The sequence below is a fragment of the Acinetobacter sp. ANC 5045 genome (assembly GCF_004331005.1).
Taxonomy (GTDB): domain Bacteria; phylum Pseudomonadota; class Gammaproteobacteria; order Pseudomonadales; family Moraxellaceae; genus Acinetobacter; species Acinetobacter towneri.
This window is the reverse complement of sequence record NZ_SJNS01000006.1, coordinates 69,407-96,003: the sequence shown is the minus strand read 5'-3', so window position 1 is coordinate 96,003 and position 26,597 is coordinate 69,407. Positions and strand designations below refer to the sequence as shown.

Below are 26,597 nucleotides of genomic sequence, written 5' to 3'. Positions count from 1 at the left end.
CTACAGCGCAAGCCATTTATGAAATGTCAGCAGACCCCTCTGAATTTGAAAAATATTATGAATATTTTTCGATTTTATGACAATGTCGAAGAATCTTTCACAAAAGCTTGCTCTTTTTCCGAAAAGGTCTGTAATAACGATAAAAATACAATACGGCAAGAAGACAAGACATCTTCCATGGATTGTTTGAAATCGCTCATCACCCAGCGAATCGCAATTTGGGTGACATAACCATTTAAGCCTGTCGCTACCAGTGAAATTTCTCGGTTGGGGCGGTCTAAATGCGGCATCATCAGCATGACAAAGGCCTGAATCATGCGGTCAAAACGCGACATAGTTTCGTGAATGGTGGCTTGGTTATGTAGTTCTTGCACCAGCATGGCATCAATATAAATAATACGTGCCATTTGCGGGTTATTTTTTAGCGTGGTCAGTAAAGCAGTCAGTCCTGCATCAATCATTTTTTTAGGATCAGCCGAGGCTTGCATAATGGCTTGCATGACATTTTGCTGTAATTCATCAATCAATTTTAAAAAAATGGTCTGAAACAGTTCTTCGCTTTTTTTAAAGGATTCGTAGAAATAGCGCTCGGTTAGTTTGGCTTCGGTACAAATATCTTTTACGGTCACGGCAAAAAAACCATGCGTGCCATAGGCTTGAATACCTGCCTCAATCAGTTTTTCACGACGCGCCTGTTTGCGCTCAGTTAAAGACAAGCCTTTAAACTGACGTTCTTTTTGTTGTTTCTGGGTGGTTTTTTCTGTTTCTGCAGTCACGGGCAGTTGTTCTGTCATGTTCAGTTAAGCCAAATAAGAACCGTAATTAGGCTTTATACTAGCAATAATTATCTGTTAAACCTATGTTTTCAGATTCATTTGCGATATTCGTACTGGCTTATATTGACAATACTTATTGTCAAAATTATATTTAAACCACAGCGCATCGCACAGCCCTACAAAACAACAAGCAGGTCTGAACTGTGCACGCCACATACTCAAGGAAATCACATGAAAAATTTTAAAAATAAAGTTGCCGCAATTACAGGCGCAGGCTCGGGTATTGGGCAGCAATTGGCTGTTCTATTGGCGAAGCAAGGCTGTCATTTATCGCTCAGTGATGTGAATGAACAAGGTTTGGCGCAAACAGTGGATTTGCTCAAAGACAGTAATGTGCGCGTGACCATTAAAAAGGTGGATGTTTCTAAATTAGAACAAATGCGCGAATGGGCAGCTGAAACTGTGCGAGACCACGGCTCGGTCAATATGATTTTTAATAATGCAGGCGTGGCGTTGGGTTCTACCGTAGAAGGTGCAAGTTACGAAGAGTTGGAGTGGATTGTTGGTATTAATTTCTGGGGTGTGGTCTATGGCACCAAAGAATTTTTGCCTTTAATCAAACAAACGGGAGATGGTCATATCATTAACATTTCCAGTTTATTTGGTTTAACTGCACAGCCAACGCAGTCGGCTTATAACGCAACCAAATTTGCGGTGCGCGGTTTTACCGAGTCTTTGCGTCAGGAATTGGATTTGGAAAATTGTGGTGTGAGTGCGTTGAGCGTGCATCCAGGCGGGATTCGTACCAATATTGCCAACAATGCTAAAATGAACGACAGCATGCGCACTTTGGGCATGAATCCTGAAAAATCGGCACGTGCTTTTAATAAATTATTGCGTTGCCCGCCTGAAGAAGCGGCGCGCCAAATTTTAGAAGCGGTACAAAAAGACAAGCGCCGTTTATTGATTGGTAATGATGCCAAAACTTTGGATTTAATCCAGCGTATTGTTCCAACGGGTTATCAGAAAGTTACCGCATGGGCGACTAAGTTGGGCAAGAAACGCGGTTAATCTAACTTACAAATATAACAGACCATTCAGACCAAAACCTGAATGGTTTTTTTCTTCCAGACAAATTGATAATACGCACCTTGACCGATGCACAGACTCACAAATGCCAAGGCATAGGCATACCAAATTCCTTGCAAACCCCACCACTGACTGAAGAAATAAGCACACGGTACTTCAATTAAAACAATCGCTAAAATATTGATGATCATTGGAACATTGACCGTGCCACTGGCGCGCATAATGGAGGCAAAAATTGCACTGGCACCAAAAAATAAAATGGCCCATAACACAATAAATAAGAGCTGCTGACCCAGTACCACCACCGCAGGATCGGTAATAAACAACGCCATCAGATATTTAGAAAATAAATAACCCAAGGTGACTAAAATACCTGTAATCAGCAAATTCATGCCTAAGGCTGTACGGGTCACTTTAGCCAGTAATTCGGCTTTGCCTGCACCAATGGCTTGTGCAGCAAAAATTGAAGCGGCAATTGCAATAGATAGCGCAGGAAATTGAATATAGTTCAACACCTGATTAACTGCGCCATAGGCGGCAGTGGCCTCAGCACCATGCCGATTGACCAAACCGACAATCACCAAACCTGCCATAGAGGTAGTGACCATTTGTAAGCCTGTGGGAATCCCTAAGCGTAAAATCACCTTGCTTAAATTGGGTTGATGCCGAATTTGACGTAGTAGATGCACATCCATTTTTAAGGGATGATTCTTTTTATTCAGGTAAATCACCAAAAAAATTAAAATAGCCAGATAGCCCAGAATGGTGGCAATTGCAGGGGCAATAATGCCCAAGCGAGGAAAGCCAAAATAACCTGCAATCAGGATGGGGGTAATCACCAATCCCATTAAACTAGTCAAACTCAGGGCAATGAGTGGCGTAAGGCTATCGCCCACTCCACGTAAAATAGAGGTATAAATAATATAAACAAACAGCAGTGGGCTGCCTGCCAACATCCATTGCACATACGGCAGGGATAGATGCATCACTTTAGGGTCTGTGCCTAATAATATTAAAATTTGTTCGGCAAAAATCACCCCCAAACAGGCAATGAAACTGCCGCCAATTAGGGTCATAAATAAAGTCGAACCGACAATACAACGCACTTTTTCGACATTTTGTGCGCCCCACGCTTGCCCGACCAACACGGTCGATCCTGCCGAAAGCCCAATCACAAAGGCCATCAGGCAAAAAATAATGGGAAAAAATACCGACACCGCAGCAATGGCTTCCACACCGAGCATTTGCCCGACAAAAATCGTGTTAATGGTGCCCGAAAGATTTTGCAAAATATTGGTGGCAATCAGTGGCAATAGAAACACCAAAAAGGTTTTCCAAAGCTGAGGGTGATCGACCAGTGCCTGAGGTCTTGCCATGCCAAATCCTGCGCTTCAATATGCGGTTGTTTGAAATTTCACCCTAGCATGATTTGGTCATAAAAAGCCTTAGCTTTTCAGTAACTCAGTGACATTTCAGTGGAGCTTCATCGCTTAAATTGCCGATAAAATTTCACCTGCACGCAACAGGGTTTCGGTTTTTTTAGCAAAGCAGAAACGGATTAAACGTAAATCATCGGGTGGGGTTTGATAAAATGCAGACACAGGAATACCGACAATGCCGTGCTGCTCGGCTAGAAAATGGCACATATCGACAGCATTTAAGCCGGGACGGATATTGCTGTAATCTAAATTTTGAAAATAAGTGCCTTGTGCAGGGCTGAATTGAAAGCGTGAATTGGCAATGCCTTGATTAAACAAATCACGTTTGTCCTGATAAAACTTTGCCAGTTCTGCAATATGTTCAGGGTGCTGCTGCATATAATTTGCCAAAGCCACTTGCACAGCGCTAACTCCGCAGAAATTAATAAATTGATAGGCTTGGCGAAAGAGCTGCATTAAGGCAGGTGCAGCCGCACAGTAGCCTGTTTTCCAGCCTGTGACATGAAAAGTTTTACCAAAGGAACCCACGACAAAACTGCGTTCCCTAAGCTCAGGAAAAGACAGTGCAGAGCGGTGTTGATGCGCATCAAAGACCAAATGTTCATAGACTTCATCGGACAGCACCACAATATTATGTTCCTGAATAACATCAATTAAATGCTGCCAATCTTGCGCTGACCATACTGTGCCTGTGGGGTTATGTGGTGTGTTGATGATGATCATGCGGGTTTTGGCATGAATCGCATCTTTGACCATATTCCAGTCCACCTGAAAATGTGGAGCCTGCAGCGGAATATGAACGGCTTTTGCACCCAACAATTTTACACAGGGTGCATAACTGTCATAACTTGGATCAAAAATAATGACTTCATCGCCTGCCTGCAGCACGGTTTGCATGATGCTAAAAATAGCCAGTGTTGCCCCTGGGGTGATGGTAATTTCACTGATCGGGTCAAGCATTAGCTGATCACGCTGTAAAAATTGCTGTGCCAGTTGTTCGCGTAGTGGCAAGTAACCATCGCCCGAAGGATATTGATTGAAGCCTGCGTGTGTGGCTTGGCTTAAAGCATCCAGTAATGCTGCAGGTGGGGGAAAGTCGGGAAAACCCTGCGATAAATTTAAGGCACTCAGTTGTTGTGCCAAGTTAGACATGGTACTAAAAATACTCAGACCTTGAGCAGGCAGTTTCGCGTGAATATCGAGCATAGTGGGGTTCTGGTTGTGGCAGCAGCTTGTTTTACATCGTAGCGTTTTCAGGGGGGAATGCAAATGGGGTAAAGGGTGATGATGTGGCTTGAATAGATCGTTCGAGGCGTTATTTTTGATTGAACACCTCAAGATCGACTTATCAAAAAAAATTCATCTCAAATCAACTCCACCAATGCCCGAATAATCCCCAATCCCAGACCAATAAATGCACCTACCACTACACCATTGACCCGAATCATGTGTAAATCACCACCGACTTCGTTTTCAATTTTGCCAATCATTTCGCGCGAGTCCCATTCATGAATGCGCTCACTAATAAAGCGAATTACTTTTTCACTATATTGATCTGACAAGTTCACCGCAATCGTACTCATTTTTTCATTCAGTAATTGACGTACTGCGGTATTGGCAATGATATTTTCACCGACTTGCTGAATAGCAACACGCAGGTTTTGTGCAATTCCCGAATCAGGTTTTTGTAAATCTTCCTTAATCGCATTGCAGAGAATCACCACTGCACCACTGATAAAATTCAAGACTTGTGGACTGTCTAATAGGGCATTTTTAGTGTCATTTAGACGTAGACTGGCACTGCTGTTGTTATCTGCCAGTTGTAACATCAGTTGTTGCCCAGCCTCTTCAATTTTTTGTCGCCAAGGGTGTTCAGGGTCTGCCAACATAGATTCGACCCGTTGCAGTAAAGAATCTATGGTGCGTTGCTGCACATCAATTCCAATCCAGCTCGCACCTTTGGCCAGTTTCCACACGCCAAGCTCTTTAAACAATTGACGGGTCAATTCACGGCTTTTTTCAGGATGTTTCAGCATCCAGTCATGGGCAAGGTCTAAACCGCGTTGCAGCACATCCTGATGAAAGTCATTTTCCAAAACCGCACGCAGCATTTCACTGGCCAAGTGGTTGACCTGCGTGTTGCGAACCCATTGCACACTGTTGCTTTGAATAAAGCGCCCAATTTGTTCTTGCCCGACAAATTCAAAAATTTTCGGTACAGTCTGCTGAATGACTTGGGTCACTTGCGCATTATTTTGTGGATTCGCCAACCATTTGCCCACGGATAAAGATAAGTCAGTGCTGTGCAGGCTTTTTTGTACCACTTGGGGCGATAAAAAGTTTTCCTGTACGAAACGCCCCATCGACTCGGCAATACGGTCTTTGTTGCGTGGAATAATTTCGGTGTGATCACGTAAGAATTTAGGAATTGGCATTTTGCCAAAAGGATTGCGAAACAGCACCGTAATCGCATACCAGTCTGCCAGACCACCGACCACGCCTGCTTCGGCAGACAGCATTAGTATGTGAATCAACCACGTATATTCAGGCAGTAATTTTGCGGTCAGCATTAATGCCAGCCATGCCAGCACGGCAATCACTAAAGCAATGGTGGCAAAGCGTTTACTGCGTTGCAGGCTCGGAGAGCTATGCTGCGAGCTGCTCGCTAAAGTGTGGTCAGACGCTGTATTCATGCAGGCATCCTTATCTCATTAGGGCGCGGCAGGGGCAGAGGTTGGTGGGGGTAATGGTTGTCCTGTGGGACTTAAACCATATTTTGCCCCCAGTGATTGTAAAATTAGGCTCGCATCAAAGGCATCTTCAGGTGCAGATTTTTGATCTTTAAAACACTGAATGGTGTAAGACACTTGAGTCGGATCGAGGGTCACCACTTGCGGCATATCATAGAATGGGTCAGGCCAGAATGGTGCGCGACGATGATAATATCCATACGGCGAATAGCTATACGGATAGTAACTTGGTGCAGGGTAAACCACGGCTTGTCTAGGTGGTTTCTGGCTACGGTTACTCGGATCATCTAAAACTTTAAAAAAGCGAAAACCGTGTTGCAGCGTGGTTTGTGCTGCTTTCACCAAAGTAATTTCTTCTGCAGTGCCAAAACTCATGTTATGACCCGCTAAAAAACTAATCCGATAGGTTTGCGCATTCAGTGGTGTGGTGCTGTATTGCCCCAACTGCTCAAAGCTGAGCGGTTTAGAGGATGTCGTGGCACAGCCTGTAAACAGCAAACTGCTGGCAAGGGCAAGACCGAGTAGGGAATATTTCATGTGAAAGCTCCTGTACACATCAACCAGCCAAGACAAGCTCGCCAGTTAGAAACTGCTATTGGGTTGGGTTAAAAACTCAAGTTCTTCTGCACTCGAAGGACGTCCCAACACCTGATTCCGATGCGGATAACGCCCAAAACGGTCAATAATCACTTTATGTTTCAGTTCATAGCCCAACACGGTGGGGTCATTCAAACTTTCAAACAACGTTAATGCGACTTCGTGAATACGTTTGGATTCACTGTGCATAAACGGCATATATAGAAAACGACGTTCGGTTGGGTTTAAGTCCTGATCCAATTTTAAGTGAATCATTTCCTGTGCCAACACCAAGGCTATTCCATCTTGGGCAAAGGCACGCGGGTCATTACGGTATAAATTACGTGATAATTGATCTAAAACAATGATTTCAGCCAAACGACCTGCGGGTGTTTCGCGCCATGTCCATAGTTCTCCTTGTGCCGCTTGTTGCAGTACATCGGTAAATTTTTCTGCGAGCAGGGCATCAAATTCTGCGCTTTTGACAAACCAGTTCGGTTCTGCAGCAGGAGAAAACCAAAAATCTAAAAAATCTTGATAATTCATACGCTTTATTATTTACCTCTGTTCTTTTGATTATAAAATCACAAATTTAGCATGTCTTATAGTGCAACTTTGTGATAAAAAATTGCCAAATTAAAATTTATTGACGTTGACCACTTTATAAAATGTCAGCATGCCCCAAAATCATCATTTTGTTAGAAAAAACAGCCCAAGCGCATGTGCTGATGCCAAATCAAGTTATACTTGAACGGTAGCAATTTCATCTCAGATCATCTGCATGATAGAGAAAATTGCCACCGACCCAAAATCAGCCTGTGGTTTATGTCGTATTTGTAGTGTATTGGATTAAGCGAGAGTGTAATGAGTCAACCCGAACCAAATGCGCAAGATGTTCTACCAACATGGGTAGACGCTGCGTTGCTTCAAGGGATGTTGCGCGGGATTGAACGCGAAAGTCTGCGTATGCAAAGCGATGGCTTCTTGTCGCAGCAAGCACATCCTCAAGCCTTGGGTTCGGCACTCACACATCCGCATATTACTACGGACTATTCCGAAGCGTTGATGGAGTTCATTACTCCACCGCAAAGCAGCATTCAACACGCGCTTGATTATTTGCGAGATATTCATAGCGTGGTGCATCAGCACTTAGGCGAAGGTGAAAAACTTTGGCCGCTGTCGATGCCGTGTATGCTCGATGAAACCGATGACGGTATTCCACTGGCGCAATATGGCAGCTCCAATATTGGGCGCTTTAAAACCTTGTATCGCCGTGGTTTAGGTGTGCGCTATGGTCGCCGTATGCAGACCATTTCAGGGGTGCATTATAATTTATCCTTCCCTGAACATTTATTTGCCGCCTTGCAACAACATGAAAGTGATGAGCAGCTCAAAGCACTGAGTTTGCAAGATTATCGTAGTCATCGTTATTTAGGTTTAATTCGTAACTTTATTCGTTTAACGCCATTGGTGATGTTTTTAGTCGGTGCGAGTCCATCGGTTTGTCAGTGTTTTATGACAGGGCGTGAACATCATTTGTTGCCGTTGTTAAGAGGCACGTTGTATTTACCGTATGCGACTGCGTTGCGTATGGGTAACTTTGGCTATCAAAACTCGGCGCAGAAAAAACTTGGTATTCATTACAATGACTTAACAGGTTATTTAGATGGTTTGCAAAAAGCCGTGAAAACCCCGTACTTGCCATTTAGCCGCTTAGGTTTAGATGATGCTACGGGTGAGCCAATTCAAATTAATGACCATGTGCTGCAAATCGAAAATGAGTACTACAGTTTGGTGCGCCCAAAACAAGTACCACAAGAAGGTGAAACCCCATCTCAAGCACTTGCCAATCGTGGTATTGGTTATGTCGAATTACGTGCGGTAGATGTTAATCCGTATAGCCCAATTGGGATAGATGAACATACCGCAGGCTTTTTGGAAGTCTTAGCATTGTATTGTTTGTTGCAAGACAGCCCAGCCTTGTTAGATGCGGAACAAAGCATCATCGAAAAAAATCAGGCCGAAGTGGTCAATCGTGGGCGTGCGCCAAATGCGCACATTCAAGAGAGCGATGTTAAAACCCCAATTGAAGCGTGGGGACAGCAGTATGTCACCGCCATGCAACCTTTGGCTGCTTTACTCGACCAAAGTTATGCGACGCAGCTGTATTCTCAAGCTTTAGAACGCATGATGGTGCGTTTGCATGAAGTCGATGAAACTCTGTCGGCACACATGATTGCCGATACTATTCGTCATGGTGGTACGTGGGGCTTTGGCAGTTATATGGCACAGCAACATGCACATGCGTATGAACAACATACGCTTCGTCCTGAAACACAAACATATTTTGATGAAATTGCAGTGCAATCTATTCAGCAACAACAACAACTTGAACAAGCACAAGGTCTGAGTTTTGCAGACTATGTCGCACAATATAGATAACAGTTCAGGGATTTAAACATGCAATTGAGTTATCGTCTGCTAAGTGGTGTTTTATTTTTAGCCAGTGTCATTGGGATGACATTTGCATTGTATTTGGAGCATGTGCAAGGTTTAGCGCCGTGTCCACTGTGCGTTTTTCAGCGGGTGGGCCTAATTGCATTGGGCTTGGTTTCACTGATTGCCTTTGTGCATAACCCTAAATCTAACGTGGTTAAGCGTATTTATGCGCTGTTCGGCAGTATTGGAATTTTATGGTCGGTGGGTGTGGCAGCACGGCATGTTTGGCTGCAAAACTTACCGCCTGATCAAGTGCCAAGCTGCGGCCCAGGACTGGATTATTTGGTAGATGCTTTACCCATGAAAGCTGTGTTGCAACAAGTGCTGTCGGGTTCAGGTGAATGTGCTGTGATTGATTGGACGTTCTTGGGGCAGTCTTTACCCGTGTGGTCATTGCTGTTCTTTAGCGTGTTGGCGATCATTAGTTTATGGCAATTGCTGCGTAACTATCCGTTTGTGGCATCGACTACATTTGGCAAAGTGAAGAAAAAATAAATTCGGGCTACTTGCTCACTGAATTGATAAAAATGCGCCATCTCAATGTAGATGGCGCTTTTTTATTTGTGTATTTAGGGGCTGTTGAAAATCCATCTAAAAATCATCGTGTTGTAGCGTATTTTGAACTGTTTAGACTATGTTAGGTGAGCGCGATGCCTTCTAAGCTTGACCAATCACCAATAAACTCACGAATTTGCTGCTCTGGCACTTCTTCATGCGCAGGATAAAACCATTTCACCAATTGCTCAGCCACACTCGGATGATATTGCAACTGAAAATGGTTCAGACCATAGAACACAGCTTTGTGTGATTCAGGCAGTCTTAATTGAAACCGTGGGTTAGGGTGCTCCCCCAAAGCACTTTTTACACTGACCAAATAGTCGCCAATGACTTTGCGGGTCAGGTTCTGCTTTTTCTCAAACTCAATGCTGCCTGCCACGAAATAAGCATTAATATGGGTCGGCAAAGGTGCAGGTTTGCGGTTGTCATCGACCTGTCCAATTCGTGCCTGATTATGTTCCCAGTCATCATCTCGCACACTGCCATAGCGCAAATCTAAAATGCCGTTGCTGCGAATGTTGACCAAATGCCCGACAATTTTCACAATAGGAAAGCGACCTAATTTTTCCTGTAAATGGAAACCAAAACGCTCCAAAACAGCCCCATGATGTGGTGAACCCAAGCAGACCAGATTTTCGACCAAGTGAATCCAGTGCTGCAAATTTTGCTTACCGTAAAACAGCGCACTGCGCGACACCAAGCCACCCATGCTGTGCCCAATTAAATCAATACTGGTAATTTTAGGATGACGCTGAATTAAATCATCTAAGGTATTGGCAAGACTGCGGCCATTGGCAGAAATGCGACGCCCTGTATTGTAATTCAGATATAACATGGTGTTATGGTCACGTTGTGCCAGTAATTTTTCACCAAAACCACCAAATTGGTGTGTAGTCCAATCGAGGTGATTGCGGCATAAACCGTGCACAAAAATTACCACACGTCCAGACAAATCGCCTTGTTGGACTTCGCCATAATGGTCATAGAGCACCATAGGTAAGGCGAGCGGATTTTGCTGTTCGAGTAGATAATCTCCCAGTACGCCATTCAGTACACCGACTAAAAAATGCAGGCTTGGCGTGAGTGCTTTGTCATGTAAGTTGGGAAATTGCGCAATGATTTGACGTAAACCTGGTGCAACAAAGTGATAGCCGTATTGTTGTAAGCTGTGGAAGGCAAACTTATACAACTTTTGAAAAGTTGCGGTTTTTTGAAACTTTTGCGAGCGTTGTTCGCTCATGCCAAATACGCTGAGCAAAACTTCACGCTGAATGGTTTGAATCACTTCGCTCATCACGGCATTCAGGCGCGTGCTGACCAACTGTGCCAAGCCTTCTAGGATATCGGCCTGACTTGGAGGTGTACGATCCCATCTACAATACGTTTCATGCAGCGGTGTTAAACTTGGCATACTGTGTTGCCCCTTGTGTTCCCATATACCGAACGCTTTATTTTTACTTGGGTTCGCGGTATAAACTCAAGGGTCTGCTGGCATTTCATGAATTTACAGAACTGCAAATTTTTTGATGAATTGTCACCAAACCCGATACTTTTATTTTATCGTGTTCATCTTGAACTACTTGTAAAATACCGATGACTGCCAAGATGTTCGCATCTTTTTGTCTAACAATTGCATTTTTCCATGAAAATTAAATTAAAAACGCAAAATAAGTGCTGTATCAGCCAAAAATTGAATGGTGTTACTAAGAAATGTCGCGCATGAATTTAATTTATTTACATGGTTTTCAAAGTAGTCCTTTGTCCATGAAAGGGCAGCTATTGTATGCCTATGTGCAGCAGCATCGCCCTGGTATTCAGATGCATTTGCCCGATTTAAATGCTCCACCTTTAGAGGTTTTGGCAAACGTATCGGCATTGATTCAACGTTTGCCCAATGTGGCATTGGTGGGCAGCAGTCTAGGCGGCTTTTATGCGACACAACTGGTCGTACAGCATCATGTGCCTGCTGTTGTGATTAACCCTGCTATGCGACCATGGCAATTGTTTCAGGACTTGTTTGGCGATGTGCTGCCCTATGTGGTACATCCGAACTGGAGCTTAACTGCAGCGCAATTGGATGACTTAGCAGACATTGCGTTGCCAGTTGCGCAAGATGCAGACAAAATATTGGTGTTATTGCAACAAGGCGATGAAGTTTTGGATTATCGTGAAGCGCAGCGTTATTATAGTGCTGCCTCACCTTCGGCCATGATCATGACTGAAGCGCACGGCAATCATGCCATGGATAATTTTGCAGACAAAATTCCGATGTTACTGCAATTTTTATCGGATTCCCTAGCTTAAGGAAACAGTACAACGTGTCTCAATATACCGCTCAATCTCTTGAAGTTTTATCTGGTTTAGATCCAGTACGTCGTCGTCCGGGCATGTATACCGACACCACACGTCCAAACCATTTGGCGCAAGAAGTTATTGATAATGCGGTGGATGAAGCACTTGCAGGGCATGCCAATAAAATTACCGTAAAAGTCTATAAAGATGGCTCTTTGTCGGTAGAAGACAATGGCCGTGGTATGCCTGTCGATATTCACCCAGAATACGGGCAAAGCGGGATTGAAATTATTCTGACCAAGCTGCATGCAGGCGGTAAGTTCAGCACCGACAACTACCAATTTTCGGGCGGTTTGCACGGGGTCGGTATTTCTGTAGTGAATGCCTTGTCCAGTCGGGTTGAAGTGACCGTACAGCGTCAGGGCAACCTGTATAAAATGGCTTTTGATCAGGGCGAAGCTGCTGCACCTTTAGAAGTCTTGGAAGGCAAAGCCCCAAAACGTGCTTCGGGTACGTTGGTACATTTCTGGCCTGAAGCTAAATATTTCGATTCACCTAAATTTGCGCTAAAAGCCTTAAAGCACAATTTAAAAGCCAAAGCGGTACTGGCTGCAGGTTTAGAAATTCATTACATTGATGAAATTAACGATGAAAAAATTGTCTGGCAGTTTGAAAATGGTCTAGTCGACTATTTGATGGATGAGCTGGAAGATCGTGAGATTGTACCTGCTCCTGCTTTTGTGGCGACAGGTGAGGCAGAACGTGCTAGTGCAGAATTTGCAATTTGTTGGAACGTAGAAGGTGGCGAGCAAATTCAGGAAAGTTATGTCAACTTGATTCCGACTGCGCAAGGCGGTACGCATGTCAATGGACTACGTTCTGGTGTGACCGATGCTTTACGTGAGTTCTGTGAATTACGCAATTTATTGCCGCGCAATTTAAAGCTATCTGCCGAAGATGTTTGGGATGGGGTTAACTACATTTTATCGTTAAAGTTCCAAGAGCCGCAGTTTTCTGGGCAGACCAAGGAGCGTTTATCGAGCCGTGAAGCGGCAAGCATTATGCAGAATATCGCCAAAGATGCTTTTGCCTTGTGGTTGAACCAAAACTCTGACATTGCCATGCAGCTGGCAGAAATGGCAATTTCCAAAGCAGGTCGTCGTTTAAAAGCAGCGAAAAAAGTAGAACGTAAAAAAATTGTTTCAGGCCCAGCCTTGCCGGGTAAATTGGCAGATTGCGTGGGACAAACCCGTGAAGAATCGGAACTGTTTATTGTCGAAGGTGATTCCGCAGGTGGTTCTGCCAAACAAGCACGTGATAAAAACTTTCAGGCGATCATGCCAATTCGTGGAAAAATTTTAAATACGTGGGAAGTATCTTCGGACGAGGTTTTGGGTTCGCAGGAAGTACACGATATTGCAATTGCGATTGGGGTTGACCCGGGCAGTGATGATTTATCTGAATTGCGTTATGGTAAGGTTTGTATTTTGGCTGATGCCGACTCGGATGGTTTACACATTGCCACTTTGCTGTGTGCCTTGTTCGTGAAGCATTTCCCAAGCTTGGTGGAAGATGGGCATTTATATGTCGCCATGCCGCCATTATTCCGTATTGATGACGGTAAAGATGTGCATTATGCGCTGGATGAAGATGAGTTAGAAAACACGCTGAAAAAAGCCAAAACCAAAAATCCGCAAATTACCCGATTTAAAGGTTTGGGTGAAATGAATGCCAGTCAGTTACGTGAAACCACGATGGATCCAAATACACGCCGTTTGGTGCAACTCGATTTGGATGATAGTCATTTTACCGCAGGTTTATTGGATAAATTGCTGGCTAAAAAACGCTCTGCAGACCGTAAAGTGTGGTTAGAGCAAAAAGGTAATTTAGCCGATTTGGCAGTTTAAGCTGATTTAATTTAGAAAAAGCATCCATTATTTCAAAAAAGTAATGGATGCTTTTTATTGTAATTTTGATTGGTGTTTATAATTCAATATTTTCAGGCCATAAAAAATATCCACCATATTGACTGGTTTTAAATTCTGCACCTACGTCTTTGCCTTGTTGAGTGAGTATGTGCTTTCCAGCATCATTGATATTTAATAAGCCTTTTTCGGTAAAATGAGCCAACAATTCATTGGTTTTCATTTTATGTTTTGCTGCAAGTTTAGATGATGTTAATTTACCAACATTATTGTCATTGGTTTCTTCAACAGATTCATTTATTGGTTCGGCTTTCACTTCATCTAAACTAATTCTAACTTCATCACTAATACGAATAATACGTTGCGCTTCTTCATAAGCATCTTTAAAGACATCTTGATCTTCATATTTGCGAATCAAAATGCCCATTTCGTTATTATTAATTTGGCTAAATTCATAAAGATTTAGACTAGAAATAATACATTCAGATTCATTGAGATAGCATTTAGCATGTAAGTTTTTACAAAAACTGAGCCGAACAAAATCAAGTTTTTGCATCCATTTTATTTCATCAGGATGTAAATCACTTTTTCCATAAACGATTCGAATATCAATTTTGAGTCGATCTTTATCTTCAAGTAACTCTTTAATACGGTCATTTAAACGTAAATATGGGCTAATTAAAATTAACCTTTCTTTGGCATTTTTTATCAGTTCTTCTAAGAAAAAATTGGTCGCGCTCGTATTTAAAAACTTAGCCATTTAACCCTCCTCATTGTGTCTAAATTATTATGTCCTGAGTATAGCGAATTTATTTAGGTAATGATTTGATGATTAAAAATATTCTAAAATTGAGGCGAAAAAATGGAGCATCTTGTGCTCCATTTTTTATTGATCCTTAACTAAAGAACCAATATACAAATAATGAAATAATAAATACGCACATGACGTTCAACACCATGCCCACACTCATCATTTCACTTTGTTTAATTTGACCTGTACCAAATACAATCGCATTTGGTGGCGTTGCCACAGGTAACATAAAGGCACACGATGCACCAATACCAATAATCACCACTAAAATTTCTTTTGGAATACCCATTTGGTCTGCAATTGCAGCAAATACAGGAACCAATAACGCAGCAGACGCTGTATTACTGGTAAATTCAGTTAAGAAAATAATGAAGATGGTCACCGCAAAAATCACTACCAATGGCGAAGTATCACCAAAGGTATTGGCAAGGGTTTGACCCAATACCAAAGATGCGCCTGAATCTTTTAAGATCGCACTGAGGGTTAAACCACCACCGAACAGTAATAACACGCCCCAATCGGTATTTTCAGCTACTTGCTTCCAAGATGCAGTACCTAGCATGACTACCAAACATGCAGCAGCTAATGCAGTCCATGTATCGGGTTGGCTAATACCAAAGGTTTCGCTAAGTTTCTTGCCGAAAATCCACGCCACTGCAGTACATACGAATAAAATCATCGTTGCAACACGGGTTTTGGTCCAAGGAATTACTTCAGTTTCAAAATGAATTTTTTGATTTAAATTTGGACGCAATACCAAATATAAGCTGACCAACATTGCTGGTAGCAAAATCAGCATCATTGGTAAACCAATTTTCATCCAGTCAGCAAAGTCATAGTCTAACGCTTTGGCTGCAATAGCGTTTGGTGGCGAACCTACCAACGTACCCAAACCACCTAAACTGGCAGAGTAGGCAATCCCCAATAAAATGAAAACGAAGGTTTTACGCTCTTTAGTGGCATCGAGGTGTGATAACAAACCCAGCGCCAACGGTAACATCATCGCCGCCGTGGCTGTGTTGGAAATCCACATCGACAACGCAGCAGTGACAATAAAAATAGATAAAACCGAAATCCCCAAGTGACCGCCCGACATGGAAATAATCCACATCGCAATTTTACGATCCAGTTTCTGAATGTGCAGTGCAGTCGCTAAAGCAAAACCACCAAAGAACAGGAAAATAACAGGATCGGCAAAAGTCGCCAATGCCTTGCTGGTGCTAATTGGCTCAAGCACTTTGCTGGCATTTTCAACAGGCATGCCCAAAATTACGGCAAGCACCGGCACCAAAAGTGCGGTAATGGTAATGTGTACAGCTTCGGTGAGCCATAAAATACCAATAAAAAGCAACAGACTTAGACCCTTATTTGCATTTTCATCATAGGGCAAGACATTGTATAAACCGAAAGAGAGCAGGGCTGCAATTACAACAATCACCCAGGTCTTGATCAGTTCTTTTCGCTTAATATTGGCTGGCACTTCTATATGGTTATTTTCCATAGAAGTTCACTCCGTCAAAAGGAATTAAAAGAAAAGAGGGAAGATTGGTCGATGCAAACGACCGAAGCAGTCTGAATAGACTGTTTTTTAAGCTGGTCTTAATTATAGGTGTAAATAATTATTTAAGCCAAAAAAAATCTAAATAATTTTCCATTTGTTATGTTCATTTTATTGATTTATATCAACAATGCAGGCTGTTTTGTGATGATGGCTAATCCTTGAGCAATTGCGTAAATAGCCATGAAACCAAGTAAAGTAAATACAATGTGCTTAAATACAGCCTGAGAAATATTTTTACGAATCAGACTGCCCACATAAACCATTGCCACAGAAAATAGGCAAATCAGTGCCAAAACTTTAAATTGTGTGCTGCTAAATTGTTGAATTACTGGATATAATACTGCCAGTTGAATGAGTTTAGAGACAATAAAATTAAGATTACTAATCACCACAATATCGGTTTTGCTGTGTTGAGTGCTGAGTAAATACATCATTAGAAATGGTGCCATGGCATTGGTCGCACCACCAATCACACCTGCCAGCAAACCAAAAATCAGCATATTTTTGAGTGAGGCAGAAATTTGTAAAGGACGTTGTCGAAATTGATCGGCCACGTACAATAAAATCAGTACGCCCATTGCCAACTTTAAATAACCTTCATTTAGAATGAGCAGCAAACTGACGCCCAAATAGCTGCCAATCAGCGCACTGAAGATTAAACCCCAATATTTTTTGCAGTAGCCATATAAGCTGCTGAATATAGATTGTGTGGCATCGCCCCGCAGCATGTACACGTTAAGAAGCAAACAGGGAATCAGAACCAAAGCAACCGCGGTACTGAGTGGATATAACATCGCCACCGCAGCCGTACTGAGCATAGGAAAACCAAAACCGCTCATGCCATGCAAAATTGCAGCAATCGCACAAAACAGCAGAATAATGAAATCGGTTTTTTGCATGTGGGCTTCACAGTGCTTTTTATTTGAAATTTAACTCAATCTAGCGGAGTTTTGCGCTAAGTGCAAATGGGCTGCATGGTTATGAGCAAAGCATATTTATTGGAAACTATTTTAACGACCAATAAAAAAGCAAGACCGAGGTCTTGCTTTTTGAACAGCGAAAAATACAGCTTAGAAGTGGTATTTGACCAATGCGCTGACATCGTTTTGATTGATGCCTGATTTATTACCGTATTTGTTGTTCCAAACAGAGTGTTCGATACCGACATATAAACGTGTATTTGGCGAAATGTGTTTGCCTGCATTCCATTTATATTGTGTAGTCCAGTTGAGTTCGCTAGCGTGGTCATCTTCTGCAGTAGACCAATCAAGGAAACCATCTACTAAAAAGTCTTCAGCACCGACTTTAAATGGAAGACCGTAAGCAAACGTCATTTGATAATCATCTTGAGAGATATCTTTATCATTATCTGCTTTGTAGAAGTTCAATTGCGCATATTTGAAATATGGAAGCTCAAGATCAAAACCAATACCGTATAGGTAATTGTTAAAGCCTTCGCCACCTTCCCAAGTGGTTGCAATTAAAACATCTTTAATTGGACCAAAGGCAAGTTTTTGACCAGAAACAGCGCCTAAGCTTAAGCGTGGTGATACTTCAAAGTAAGTGTCATTGCCATCTACATCATTGTTTGAACGGTCAGCAAAGGCAAAAAAATCACCATATTTAAAACCAGCAGCGTATTCAAAAGTTACAGTGTTTTGTTCAATCTCTTGATCGCCAGTTAAAAAAGGTGATTTGTAATTTTCACCGTATAAACCTGTCACGCTAAAATCTTGCCAAATCGGTGCAGCTTGCGTAAAAGTTGCAGCAGTGGAGATTGCGCACAGCGCAGCAATATGTGTAAGTTTCATAAAAATAGACCCCAATAAAAGCGTTTCAAGGATACAGATCCTTTAGCAAAAATAAAGCAAAATTCGATTATTGACGGGTCATTTTTGGGTGTTTTTTATCAGTTTTTGGGTTGAATACTTTTTAAACGATTTAAAACCAATGGTCAAAATGCAAAGGCGAATATTGCAGATGTAACTAAACCCTTTAAAAGCATCAAGTTTCTTATTGGCAATAGATTGAACAACATGGTGCTATCCAAATTGATCGCTTATTGAGCATCTAAGCTGAAATTGGTGATAAAAGGGTTATTCTTTTGCTGCTTTTCTATAAATATTGCTTGCATATTTTTCAGATAGGCCCGATATTCAAGGTATAGGGACACGGTTCTGCAGAATTAAAAGTGTTCATCATTCACGTAGGAGGAAGTGATTCCAAACTAAGTTGAAGATGTACTTTATGCTGTAAAAACAGCACATTATAAACACGCCAAAACATATATATAAAATTATGTGTAAGATTTTGGCACAACAAGATTCAGAAATAACGAACGCAAGAGGATGAAATCATGAACATTGAAATCCGTACCGATAAAAACATTCAAAACAGTGATCGATTAATTAGTTACGTTCGTGAAGAACTGAATAATGAATTCCAACGCCACAGTGAGCGTATTACCCATTTTTCAGTGCATTTTAGTGATGAAAATGGTGAAAAAGGCGGTGATGACGACATTCGTTGTATGATTGAAGCACGTCCAGCAGGTTTAAAACCAGTGGTTGTGAATCATCGTGGTCATAATATTGATACAGCCATTCACGGTGCGATTGACCGTTTAAAACGCAGCCTAGAACATGCGTTTGAGAAAAATGAGAATCCTCGTGGTGCTCGCCCAGAATTTGTAGATACAGATGTTGGTGGCGACGACGAATAAGGATCAGACAGATTCCAAGAGCCTCGCAAATTTTGCGGGGCTTTTTTGTGTTTGCATGCAGCCAATGCACTAAATTCACGATTTGCTGACATTTATCTCATACAAATGTCGCTTTATTGGGCATAATAGTTCTAAATTAAACATTGAATAAGAGAGCTCTCTGCATGTTAACTGCGCAACAACAAGTCTTGGTGCAAGCAATAGAAGAATTAGACCTTGCCCAAGTGCAACGCCTATTGGCAGACGGTTTAGACCCTAACTTTATGGATGCCGAAAAAGGCCCTGTAATTTCAGTCTGGTCAGATGGTTTATTTCAATGGTGGGAAAAAGTCTGCGAAGCATATGAAGCAGGTCAGCCACTCACAGAGCAGCAAAAACAGCAAGATTTGCAAGTGCATTTAGATATTTTAGAGGCCTTGATTCAAGCCAAAGTGAATTTGCATTTATGGGATGCCGAAGAAATTTACGGCCCATTGTGGGATGCGGCTTCTGCAGCATGTGTTCCTGCGGTACAGCGTTTATTAGATGAAAAAGTCGATCCGAACAGCAAAGATGAAGATGGTTTAACGATTTTATCTTCAATTAGTGATTTATTGTTTGATTGTGATTTTGATGAAATTCAGTGGTCGGATGCTTTGCTAGAAGAACAGCAGACTTTAGAATTGTTGCGTCGTTATGGCGCAAAAATGAGCAAAGAATTGGCCTAAGAGCAGAGATAAAAATATGTCAGCATTAAAAACAGTTGGGTTAATCGTGGCGGCAGGCATCAGCATGCAGGTGAGCGCGGCAGATTTTGAGTTTGATCGTCCTGGTGCAGGAATGAGTACGGGTATTACACCTGTAGGGAAACTGGCTTGGGAACAGGCTTTGCCAAGTGCAAGTTATCAAGAAAGTAACGATGCTTCGGGCGAAAAAGTTAAAACTACTCGCCTTAATGCTGACATGCTGTTACGTACAGGTTTGGCGCAAGATTTAGAGTTACAGCTGGGCTGGCAAGGGCCTGCATGGAGCAAAAGCAAAACTGCAGGTCAATCGGTTGAAGATGATGGTTTGGGTGATGTCAGCATTGGTTTAAAACAAGCCATTGACTTAAATGATGACAAACTTTCTATGGCCGTGTTGTTGCAAGCGCTAATTGCCACAGGCAATGATGGCTTTAGCGAAGAAGATGATATTTATAGCTTGGGTACGGCAGTCAGCTATCAATACAGTGAGCTGTTAAAAACAGGCATCAACATGCGTTACGATGTACAAAATAGCGATTGGGCGGTTACAGCAATTCCCAATATTCAGTATCGTTTAAGCGATCAATGGTCAGGTTTTTCAGAATTGGTCTATCGTAAAGCAGAAAGTCAGGACAATGAATATGGCTTAACTTCGGGGGTGATTTACGCACTGAATGAACGCACTCAGCTGGATGCCAGTGTCGGTGTAGATTTAGACGGTGCAGATAAAAGTTACCATGCAGGTTTAGGTATGGCGTTCTTGTTCTAAGCCATTTAAACCATTTAAAGCTTTAAAATACGTTGTATGTTGCAGCAGGCTAAACTCATCAAGCTTGCTGCAGATCTGTTTTCATCCTAATAAAGTTCATGCCGAGGCGAGCAGAACATGAAGCAGTCCTTATTTCAGACCTTTTGGCAAGTTGCTGTTGATCTAATGGCTGATATTTTACGTTATGTGGCGCAGGGCTTATCTTGTCTGCTCGCAAGTCTACTTTTATTGTGTTCGCTAAGCCTACACGCAGAAGCACCTTTACTCCCACCCGAACAAGCCTTTCAGTTTAGCGTTGAATCGGTCAATCCCCAACAAGCCGAACTGCGCTGGAACATGCCTGAACAGTATTATTTGTATCAGCATCAATTTAAGGTTGAGCATGGACAGCAAATACTGGCTTTAGAGTTGCCTCCCGCAGAAGATGTTTATGATGAAAACTATGGACATACTCAGGTTTATTATCAACAAGTCAGTTTTAAAATTCCCACGCAGGCTGCACAGCGCTATCAAGTGAGCTGGCAAGGTTGTGCGCAAGATCGACTTTGTTATCCACCACAGCGCATTGAATTTCAGACAGACAGCACTGGTTTGGTGATTTTAGACAATCAAAGCGCAGCACAAAAAAATCTGTGGGGTGGACACAGTAACCCAACCCAGAATGTGTTTTCGACAACACCTGCCAACTCCACGCTAGCATCCTCAACAAGTGTTGCGACAGCGCAACCCATCACTGCACAAGATCAAATGTGGTCAGAAAAACTGGCACAGAGTTCATTTGCTTATGGCTTGCTACTGTTTTTTGGTTTAGGGGTTTTATTGGCCTTTACTCCATGTTCTTTGCCGATGTTGCCCATTTTGACCTCCTTGTTGGTGCGTGAACATAAAGGTGTCAAAGCGTGGACGATTACTCTGGTTTTTGTCTGTAGCATGGCAATGGTTTATGCCATATTGGGTTTAATTGCGTCATCCGCAGGTTTGAATTTTCAGCGTTGGTTACAACAACCTGCTACTTTAATTGCCTTTAGTTTACTGTTTGTGTTGTTTGCCTTAAATTTGTTTGGACTGTTTGAGATCAAGTTACCACGTGCTTGGGTCAATCGACTCGATCAGGCGCAATCTATGCAAAAAGGCGGCAATTTGGCAGGTGCTGCACTCATGGGCATGTTGTCGGCACTTTTGGTCGGCCCATGCATGACTGCGCCATTGGCAGGGGCGTTATTGTTTATTTCACAAACCCAAAGTCAGATGCAGGGGGCGTTGCTGCTATTTACGCTCGGGTTTGGCATGGGTACGCCGTTATTGTTGGCCAGTGTGCTTGGGGCAAAAGCTTTGCCACGCGCAGGTTTGTGGATGCATCAAGTCAAAGTGCTGTTTGCCTTTATTATGTTGGCATTGGCATTGTATTTTATTCGTCCGTTATTGGGTGAAGCATGGATGCAATGGCTTAGTTTGGCACTTGGAGTGGGTTTTGTCGGCTATGTGCTGCATCGTTTGAGTGGCTATCATGGTACGCTGCGGGCGATTTATCTGAGTGCGTTATTGGTGGTGGTGCCGTATCTGATTTATAACCAATATCAACACAGCCAGCGTTTTTGGCAGCAGGAAAACGATGCGGTTTTAGAATGGCACCGTGCAACGACTGCAACGGAATTACAACAGTTACTTGCCCAAGCTCCGAAAAATCAGCGCATGATTATAGATGTCTATGCCGATTGGTGTGTGGCGTGCCGTCCGATTGAGCAACAGGTATTGACATCTTCCACTGTAAAACAGGCACTTGCAGAATTTTATTTAATTAAACTCGATTTAAGCCATTACGATGCCAGTCATCAAGCTTTGCTGAATAAATGGGAAATTTTAGGGCCACCTACCTTTTTATTTTTGGATGCACAACAACAAGAAATTCGCAGTCTGCGTTTAACGGGTGCGTTTAACGAAAGCACCTTGTTAAATCAACTGCAGCAACTTCAAACCACACAGGAGTCATCGCCATGATGCAGCTGTATATTGCCAATAAAAATTATTCGAGCTGGTCGATGCGCCCGTGGTTGGTACTGAAGGCGTTTGATTTGGCTTTTGAAGAAATACAACTGAACTTTCCATGCGAGCGTGGTGAGGGCGATTTTAAACAACGTGTCCTAGAAATTAACCCCAATGGTAAAGTGCCTGCCTTGTTAGATCAGGGCATGTTGATTTGGGATTCTCTCGCCATTTGTGAATACTTGGCAGAGCAATATCCTGAACAGGCACTTTGGCCGCGTGATGTACAGCAACGCGCTTGGGCGCGTAGCATCAGCGCAGAAATGCACAGTGGTTTTACCGATTTACGCAGTTTATGTGGCATGAATATTCGCGCCAATTTAGCAGAAGTGGGTACAAAATTATGGCAAGAACATTCGGGTTTAAGGCAGGATGTGGCACGCATTGAACACATTTGGTCGGCACGTCCTGCAGCAGATGGTTTCTTGTGTGGTGAATTTAGCATTGCCGATGCGTTTTATGCTCCTGTGGTGACGCGTTTTATGACTTATGCCTTGCCTGTAAGTGCCAACAGCCAACACTATATGCAGCGGGTGATGCAGCATCCTGCTATGCGCGCTTGGGTACACGCCGCATCACAAGAAGCAATGTGGGTCAATTATTTAGAGCCTTATCAAAAACCAGCAAAATGACTTGGAAAAAGCAGGATTAGGAAAAATACTGCGGAAGTTTTTGTGCGGTAAAGTGGTCTTTTTTGTTCCAAAAATAAAACATAGTGTCTTAGTTTTCCCAATTATTCTATTTACGCTGCACGATTAAAATAGCGTTATTAAATGAATACAAGATTGGAACATCCCCATGAAAATTTTACACATCGACTCGAGTATTTTAGGTGAAAACTCAGTTTCACGTCAGTTAAGCCAAGCGATTGTGCAACAATTGACTGCAAAAAATAGCAATGCACAGGTCGATTATTTAGATTTGGCACAACAGCCGATTCCGCACTTAACTGCCGAAATTTTAATGGGGCAGGATGCAGAACAAGCGGCTTTGGGTGAAAAAATCATCCAACAATATATTGATGCCGATGTCGTGGTGGTGGGTGCAGCCATGTATAACTTTGGTTTGACTTCAACTTTAAAAGCATGGATTGATCGCATCAGCGTGGCAGGTAAAACCTTTAAATATACCGAGCAAGGGCCTGTAGGCTTGGCGGGTGAGAAAAAAGCCTATATCGCCAGTAGCCGTGGCGGTGTGTATGGTGATAACAGCCCTGCCGATTTTCAGGAAGATTTCTTGAAAACCATCTTCAACTTTACAGGGGTGAATGATGTAGAAATTATTCGCGCTGAAGGGGTGAGTATGTCGGAATTTAAAGACCAAGCTGTTGCCAATGCGATGCAAAAAATTCAGGCGATTTAACCCACTATTTCAATAAAAAAAGCTCAGTGCCTTGAGGGTGCTGAGCTTTTTTTATATAGATGGATCGGCTAAAAGGGTTGGTTAGCAAAGCCTTGTTATGGTTGAACTTAGCTCTGATCTTGCCGATGTGCAAACTCTGCTAAATCTGCCAATGCACGTTTGGCTTCTTCAAACCACGGTGAAAACATTTGAAAATTGTGCCACATACCCGTGTAGAGTTTGTAATGCACTTCTACGCCTGCCTGTTCGGCTTTTTCTTTAAAACGTGTTGCATCATCCAGCAAAATTTCTTTAGAGCCAATTTGTACTAAAACTGGTGGTAATTCATGTAAATCATCAAACAATGGCGAAATTTGCGGGTCTGCCCGATCAAGTTCAGGCGGTACATAGTAATCAATGCCTGTTTCCAGCGTTTCAATTGACAGCAGGGCATCATGCTTGCTGTTATAACGCAAGGATTCACTGGTGAGGGTTAAATCTAAAAATGGTGACAGCAGCATTAAGCCACTCACTTGCGGCAATTGCTCATCACGTATTTTTAAAGCTAGCGCCAACGCTAAATTTGCACCGCAAGAATCTCCTGACAAAATAATATCTTTGGCGTGTATACCTTGCGCCAACAGACTTTGATAGACATCAAACACGGCTTCCAAAGCATGTGGAAAAGGATGCTCAGGTGCAAGCGGATAATCGACATGAATCACTTGCATTTGGGTGCGTGCCGCAACTTGACTCAAAAATGCTCGATGGGTATTTAACGAACCCAGAAAAAAAGCCCCGCCATGAATATGAAAAATGAGCTGTGTTGCAGCATTCTGTGGTTTTAATTCTTCGGCATGCAGACCTGCTAAACGCAGCGCGCGTACCTGCACCGACTTTTGCATGGGAAATAAACGGCACATTTGTTCTAGTGCAAAACGTACAGAATTGGGGGGTAAATTAAATTGGCTTGGTTTGCGAATGGTGGTTTTTAAAAACTGCTCTGTAATAATTTGTTTCCACATGGGGTTAATCTTCATGATTTTTCCATCTTGTTCTTTATTTGATCGGATATTTGTGTATTTACCAACATAATTTACAAGGGTACACTAAACGGTCACATTCAAAAATTGCAAATTTGTTGTGACTTTTTAATAATAAAGTTGTCTGATAGTAGACCAGGGAAACAAAACAATGAAAAAAATTGCACTTGCATTCGGGCTGTTAGGTTTAAGCGCTTTGGCCAATGCTGCAGATCCGCTTAACGGCACAGTTTGGAAAACAATTGACGACAAAACCAAACAACCCAAAGCCACGGTAAGATTTACTGAGCAAAAAAATGGAACTTTAACCGCAAGCATTCAGTCAATTTTAACGCCTGGTGAAGAAAATGCCTGTACAAAATGTGAAGGTCCGTATCACAACAAATCACTCAAAGGTTTGACCATTGTTCGCGGTCTGAAAAATACAGGCGGCACGAGCTACGATGGTGGTTCAATTCTTGACCCGCAAACAGGTAAAACCTACAAGCTAAAAGGTAAGCTTGCCGATGGTGGTAAGAAACTGGAATTGCGTGGTTTCATTGGTGTAGCGGCATTGGGTCGTAACCAAACATGGATTCGTGCGAACTAAGCATGTATTCCACCTGTGCAGTTGAAATCATATTGCACAGGATATAAAAAAACCTGCTCCATGTGAGCAGGTTTTTTATTGGTATTTTTTTAAACTTAACCTAAAGCACGATAAGCCGCTTCATCAAAACCCGCAATAAAGCCTGATTCAGTTTTTAAGACAGGACGTTTAATTAAACTGGTGTGAGTGCAAAGTGCTTCAATTAAGTTGGCTTCACTGGCCAAAGCAGCTTGCTGTTCTGCTTCGCTGAGTTTGCGCCAAGTGGTGCCTTTTTTATTCAGTACTACATCTTGCCCAAGCGCATCTAACCAACTTTTGACAGTGTCGGCATCGATCCCTTGTTTTTTATAATCGTGAAACTCATAACTTAGCCCCAATTCATTGAGTAAATCGAAGGCTTTTTTCATTGAATTGCAGTTCTTAATCCCATAAATTTTTAACATATTTTTTTCACGTTAATATCATCAAACTGGCTATAGCCTAGCCCAAAACAGCGCTAAGTGCTAGAAACTTGCAGTGAACAATGATTGGCTGTTTAAATGGTATGTGTCATCAATACGTCATACCGATGTCACCAAATTGACACTTGATCGCTCTAAAATGGGACGCATAAACAGAAAAAAATGAAAAACTTGATAAGAACAGACTTTAGTGAAAATAAAAAATACAGTGAAGAACAACAGTAACAGCGCAAAACAGAAAATAAGATGATAAAAAGAGAAAACCCGCATTTAATCATCCTGATTATGCGGGTCTCATTTTAACGTCCATTGTTACATCCTTGAAACTAACCAAAACCAGTTAGTTTACTTTCCATCCTTCGGCTTCCAATCCTTTTGTGTCATCCTGACTGTCCCTTTGCCGTGATGCAATAATGCGCTGAATCGACTTGAAGATAAATACACAAAGTCGACAGATTATGTGCGAATTGAACCTCAGTTGAGTGAACAATTGTTCACTCATATAGGCTGTGAAATTTGTGTGAATAAGGGACTATTGACAATTCGTCTATGTTTGCGACGACGCATATTTTTAGCTGATATAAGGCATGGGACAGGAAATTTAGCCATTCTAAATGACTGGCACATA

Annotated in this window: 25 protein-coding genes; 12 read left to right on the top strand and 13 right to left on the bottom strand. The window is 42.3% G+C overall.

All coding sequences use genetic code 11. The annotated features are described in order from the left end of the window. Window positions 1-74 precede the first annotated feature (74 nt). On the bottom strand, window positions 75-794 hold the full coding sequence (locus E0H79_RS06925; RefSeq protein ID WP_004974164.1) for a TetR/AcrR family transcriptional regulator: 720 nt from the start codon (window positions 792-794) through the stop codon (window positions 75-77). A gap of 213 nt (window positions 795-1,007) precedes the next feature. Here E0H79_RS06925 and E0H79_RS06920 point away from each other — a divergent pair, with 213 nt between their 5' ends. Next, entirely contained in the window at window positions 1,008-1,847 is an 840-nt protein-coding gene (locus E0H79_RS06920; protein WP_096901500.1) for an SDR family NAD(P)-dependent oxidoreductase, read from the top strand. Window positions 1,848-1,873: 26 nt separating this feature from the next. Here E0H79_RS06920 and E0H79_RS06915 read toward each other — a convergent pair whose 3' ends face one another. From E0H79_RS06915 to E0H79_RS06895, 5 genes are all read right to left on the bottom strand, one after another. Next, complete coding sequence (locus E0H79_RS06915) at window positions 1,874-3,241, bottom strand: MATE family efflux transporter (protein ID WP_131261225.1); 1,368 nt, start codon at window positions 3,239-3,241, stop codon at window positions 1,874-1,876. 114 nt (window positions 3,242-3,355) lie between these two features. Further along, the gene (locus E0H79_RS06910) at window positions 3,356-4,510 is read right to left on the bottom strand and encodes a methionine aminotransferase (protein ID WP_131261224.1); all 1,155 of its coding nucleotides are present in this window, start codon (window positions 4,508-4,510) and stop codon (window positions 3,356-3,358) included. Window positions 4,511-4,668: 158 nt separating this feature from the next. Further along, a complete protein-coding gene (locus tag E0H79_RS06905; RefSeq protein ID WP_131261223.1) occupies window positions 4,669-5,997 on the bottom strand; it encodes a DUF445 domain-containing protein in 1,329 nt (442 codons plus the stop codon). Window positions 5,998-6,015: 18 nt separating this feature from the next. Further along, window positions 6,016-6,591: a CC0125/CC1285 family lipoprotein gene (locus E0H79_RS06900; RefSeq protein WP_104852739.1), complete on the bottom strand. Its 576-nt coding sequence runs from the start codon at window positions 6,589-6,591 to the stop codon at window positions 6,016-6,018. A gap of 45 nt (window positions 6,592-6,636) precedes the next feature. Next, window positions 6,637-7,176 (bottom strand): DUF924 family protein, encoded by a 540-nt coding sequence (locus E0H79_RS06895; RefSeq protein WP_131261222.1) that lies wholly within the window; start codon window positions 7,174-7,176, stop codon window positions 6,637-6,639. Between the two features lie 318 nt (window positions 7,177-7,494). On the opposite strand from E0H79_RS06895, the gene gshA reads away from it, so the two are divergent. After that, window positions 7,495-9,072 (top strand): glutamate--cysteine ligase, encoded by a 1,578-nt coding sequence (gshA, locus tag E0H79_RS06890; protein ID WP_096901506.1) that lies wholly within the window; start codon window positions 7,495-7,497, stop codon window positions 9,070-9,072. An 18-nt stretch (window positions 9,073-9,090) separates the two neighbouring features. Further along, on the top strand, window positions 9,091-9,624 hold the full coding sequence (locus E0H79_RS06885) for a disulfide bond formation protein B (RefSeq protein WP_131261221.1): 534 nt from the start codon (window positions 9,091-9,093) through the stop codon (window positions 9,622-9,624). Between the two features lie 142 nt (window positions 9,625-9,766). Here the strand turns inward: E0H79_RS06885 and E0H79_RS06880 are convergent, their stop codons facing one another. Next, complete coding sequence (locus tag E0H79_RS06880; RefSeq protein WP_004974178.1) at window positions 9,767-11,098, bottom strand: alpha/beta fold hydrolase; 1,332 nt, start codon at window positions 11,096-11,098, stop codon at window positions 9,767-9,769. A gap of 308 nt (window positions 11,099-11,406) precedes the next feature. Here E0H79_RS06880 and E0H79_RS06875 point away from each other — a divergent pair, with 308 nt between their 5' ends. Together E0H79_RS06875 and parE are read left to right on the top strand one after the other, a co-directional pair. Next, the gene (locus tag E0H79_RS06875; RefSeq protein WP_131261220.1) at window positions 11,407-11,991 is read left to right on the top strand and encodes a YqiA/YcfP family alpha/beta fold hydrolase; all 585 of its coding nucleotides are present in this window, start codon (window positions 11,407-11,409) and stop codon (window positions 11,989-11,991) included. 14 nt (window positions 11,992-12,005) lie between these two features. Then, complete coding sequence (gene parE / locus E0H79_RS06870; protein ID WP_004974183.1) at window positions 12,006-13,886, top strand: DNA topoisomerase IV subunit B; 1,881 nt, start codon at window positions 12,006-12,008, stop codon at window positions 13,884-13,886. A 76-nt stretch (window positions 13,887-13,962) separates the two neighbouring features. Here the strand turns inward: parE and E0H79_RS06865 are convergent, their stop codons facing one another. From E0H79_RS06865 to E0H79_RS06850, 4 genes are all read right to left on the bottom strand, one after another. Beyond that, window positions 13,963-14,664, bottom strand: coding sequence for a phospholipase D family protein (locus E0H79_RS06865; protein ID WP_131261219.1), 702 nt, complete (start codon window positions 14,662-14,664; stop codon window positions 13,963-13,965). 136 nt (window positions 14,665-14,800) lie between these two features. Continuing rightward, a complete protein-coding gene (locus E0H79_RS06860; protein ID WP_131261218.1) occupies window positions 14,801-16,216 on the bottom strand; it encodes an SLC13 family permease in 1,416 nt (471 codons plus the stop codon). A gap of 176 nt (window positions 16,217-16,392) precedes the next feature. After that, the gene (locus E0H79_RS06855) at window positions 16,393-17,175 is read right to left on the bottom strand and encodes a sulfite exporter TauE/SafE family protein (RefSeq protein ID WP_131261217.1); all 783 of its coding nucleotides are present in this window, start codon (window positions 17,173-17,175) and stop codon (window positions 16,393-16,395) included. A 171-nt stretch (window positions 17,176-17,346) separates the two neighbouring features. Continuing rightward, the gene (locus tag E0H79_RS06850; RefSeq protein WP_131261216.1) at window positions 17,347-18,087 is read right to left on the bottom strand and encodes an outer membrane protein OmpK; all 741 of its coding nucleotides are present in this window, start codon (window positions 18,085-18,087) and stop codon (window positions 17,347-17,349) included. A gap of 545 nt (window positions 18,088-18,632) precedes the next feature. Between E0H79_RS06850 and E0H79_RS06845 the strand changes: the two genes are divergently transcribed. From E0H79_RS06845 to E0H79_RS06820, 6 genes are all read left to right on the top strand, one after another. Further along, on the top strand, window positions 18,633-18,998 hold the full coding sequence (locus E0H79_RS06845; RefSeq protein WP_004974190.1) for an HPF/RaiA family ribosome-associated protein: 366 nt from the start codon (window positions 18,633-18,635) through the stop codon (window positions 18,996-18,998). Window positions 18,999-19,162: 164 nt separating this feature from the next. Then, entirely contained in the window at window positions 19,163-19,705 is a 543-nt protein-coding gene (locus tag E0H79_RS06840; RefSeq protein WP_004974192.1) for an ankyrin repeat domain-containing protein, read from the top strand. Window positions 19,706-19,721: 16 nt separating this feature from the next. Beyond that, window positions 19,722-20,492 carry a transporter gene (locus E0H79_RS06835; protein WP_104852730.1) on the top strand — a complete coding sequence of 257 codons (771 nt, stop codon included), beginning with the start codon at window positions 19,722-19,724 and terminating at the stop codon, window positions 20,490-20,492. Between the two features lie 165 nt (window positions 20,493-20,657). After that, a complete protein-coding gene (dsbD, locus tag E0H79_RS06830; RefSeq protein WP_165492523.1) occupies window positions 20,658-22,490 on the top strand; it encodes a protein-disulfide reductase DsbD in 1,833 nt (610 codons plus the stop codon). After that, the gene (locus tag E0H79_RS06825; RefSeq protein ID WP_131261214.1) at window positions 22,487-23,167 is read left to right on the top strand and encodes a glutathione S-transferase family protein; all 681 of its coding nucleotides are present in this window, start codon (window positions 22,487-22,489) and stop codon (window positions 23,165-23,167) included. The genes dsbD and E0H79_RS06825 overlap by 4 nt, the downstream gene beginning before the upstream one ends. 166 nt (window positions 23,168-23,333) lie before the next feature. Beyond that, window positions 23,334-23,897 (top strand): FMN-dependent NADH-azoreductase, encoded by a 564-nt coding sequence (locus E0H79_RS06820; RefSeq protein WP_004974205.1) that lies wholly within the window; start codon window positions 23,334-23,336, stop codon window positions 23,895-23,897. Window positions 23,898-24,004: 107 nt separating this feature from the next. Here E0H79_RS06820 and E0H79_RS06815 read toward each other — a convergent pair whose 3' ends face one another. Beyond that, complete coding sequence (locus E0H79_RS06815; RefSeq protein ID WP_004974206.1) at window positions 24,005-24,916, bottom strand: alpha/beta hydrolase; 912 nt, start codon at window positions 24,914-24,916, stop codon at window positions 24,005-24,007. Between the two features lie 154 nt (window positions 24,917-25,070). On the opposite strand from E0H79_RS06815, the gene E0H79_RS06810 reads away from it, so the two are divergent. Then, window positions 25,071-25,508, top strand: coding sequence for a DUF2147 domain-containing protein (locus E0H79_RS06810; protein ID WP_004974208.1), 438 nt, complete (start codon window positions 25,071-25,073; stop codon window positions 25,506-25,508). Window positions 25,509-25,603: 95 nt separating this feature from the next. On the opposite strand, the gene E0H79_RS06805 is transcribed toward E0H79_RS06810, so the two are convergent. Next, entirely contained in the window at window positions 25,604-25,951 is a 348-nt protein-coding gene (locus tag E0H79_RS06805) for a Spx/MgsR family RNA polymerase-binding regulatory protein (protein ID WP_026438350.1), read from the bottom strand. Window positions 25,952-26,597 lie beyond the last annotated feature (646 nt).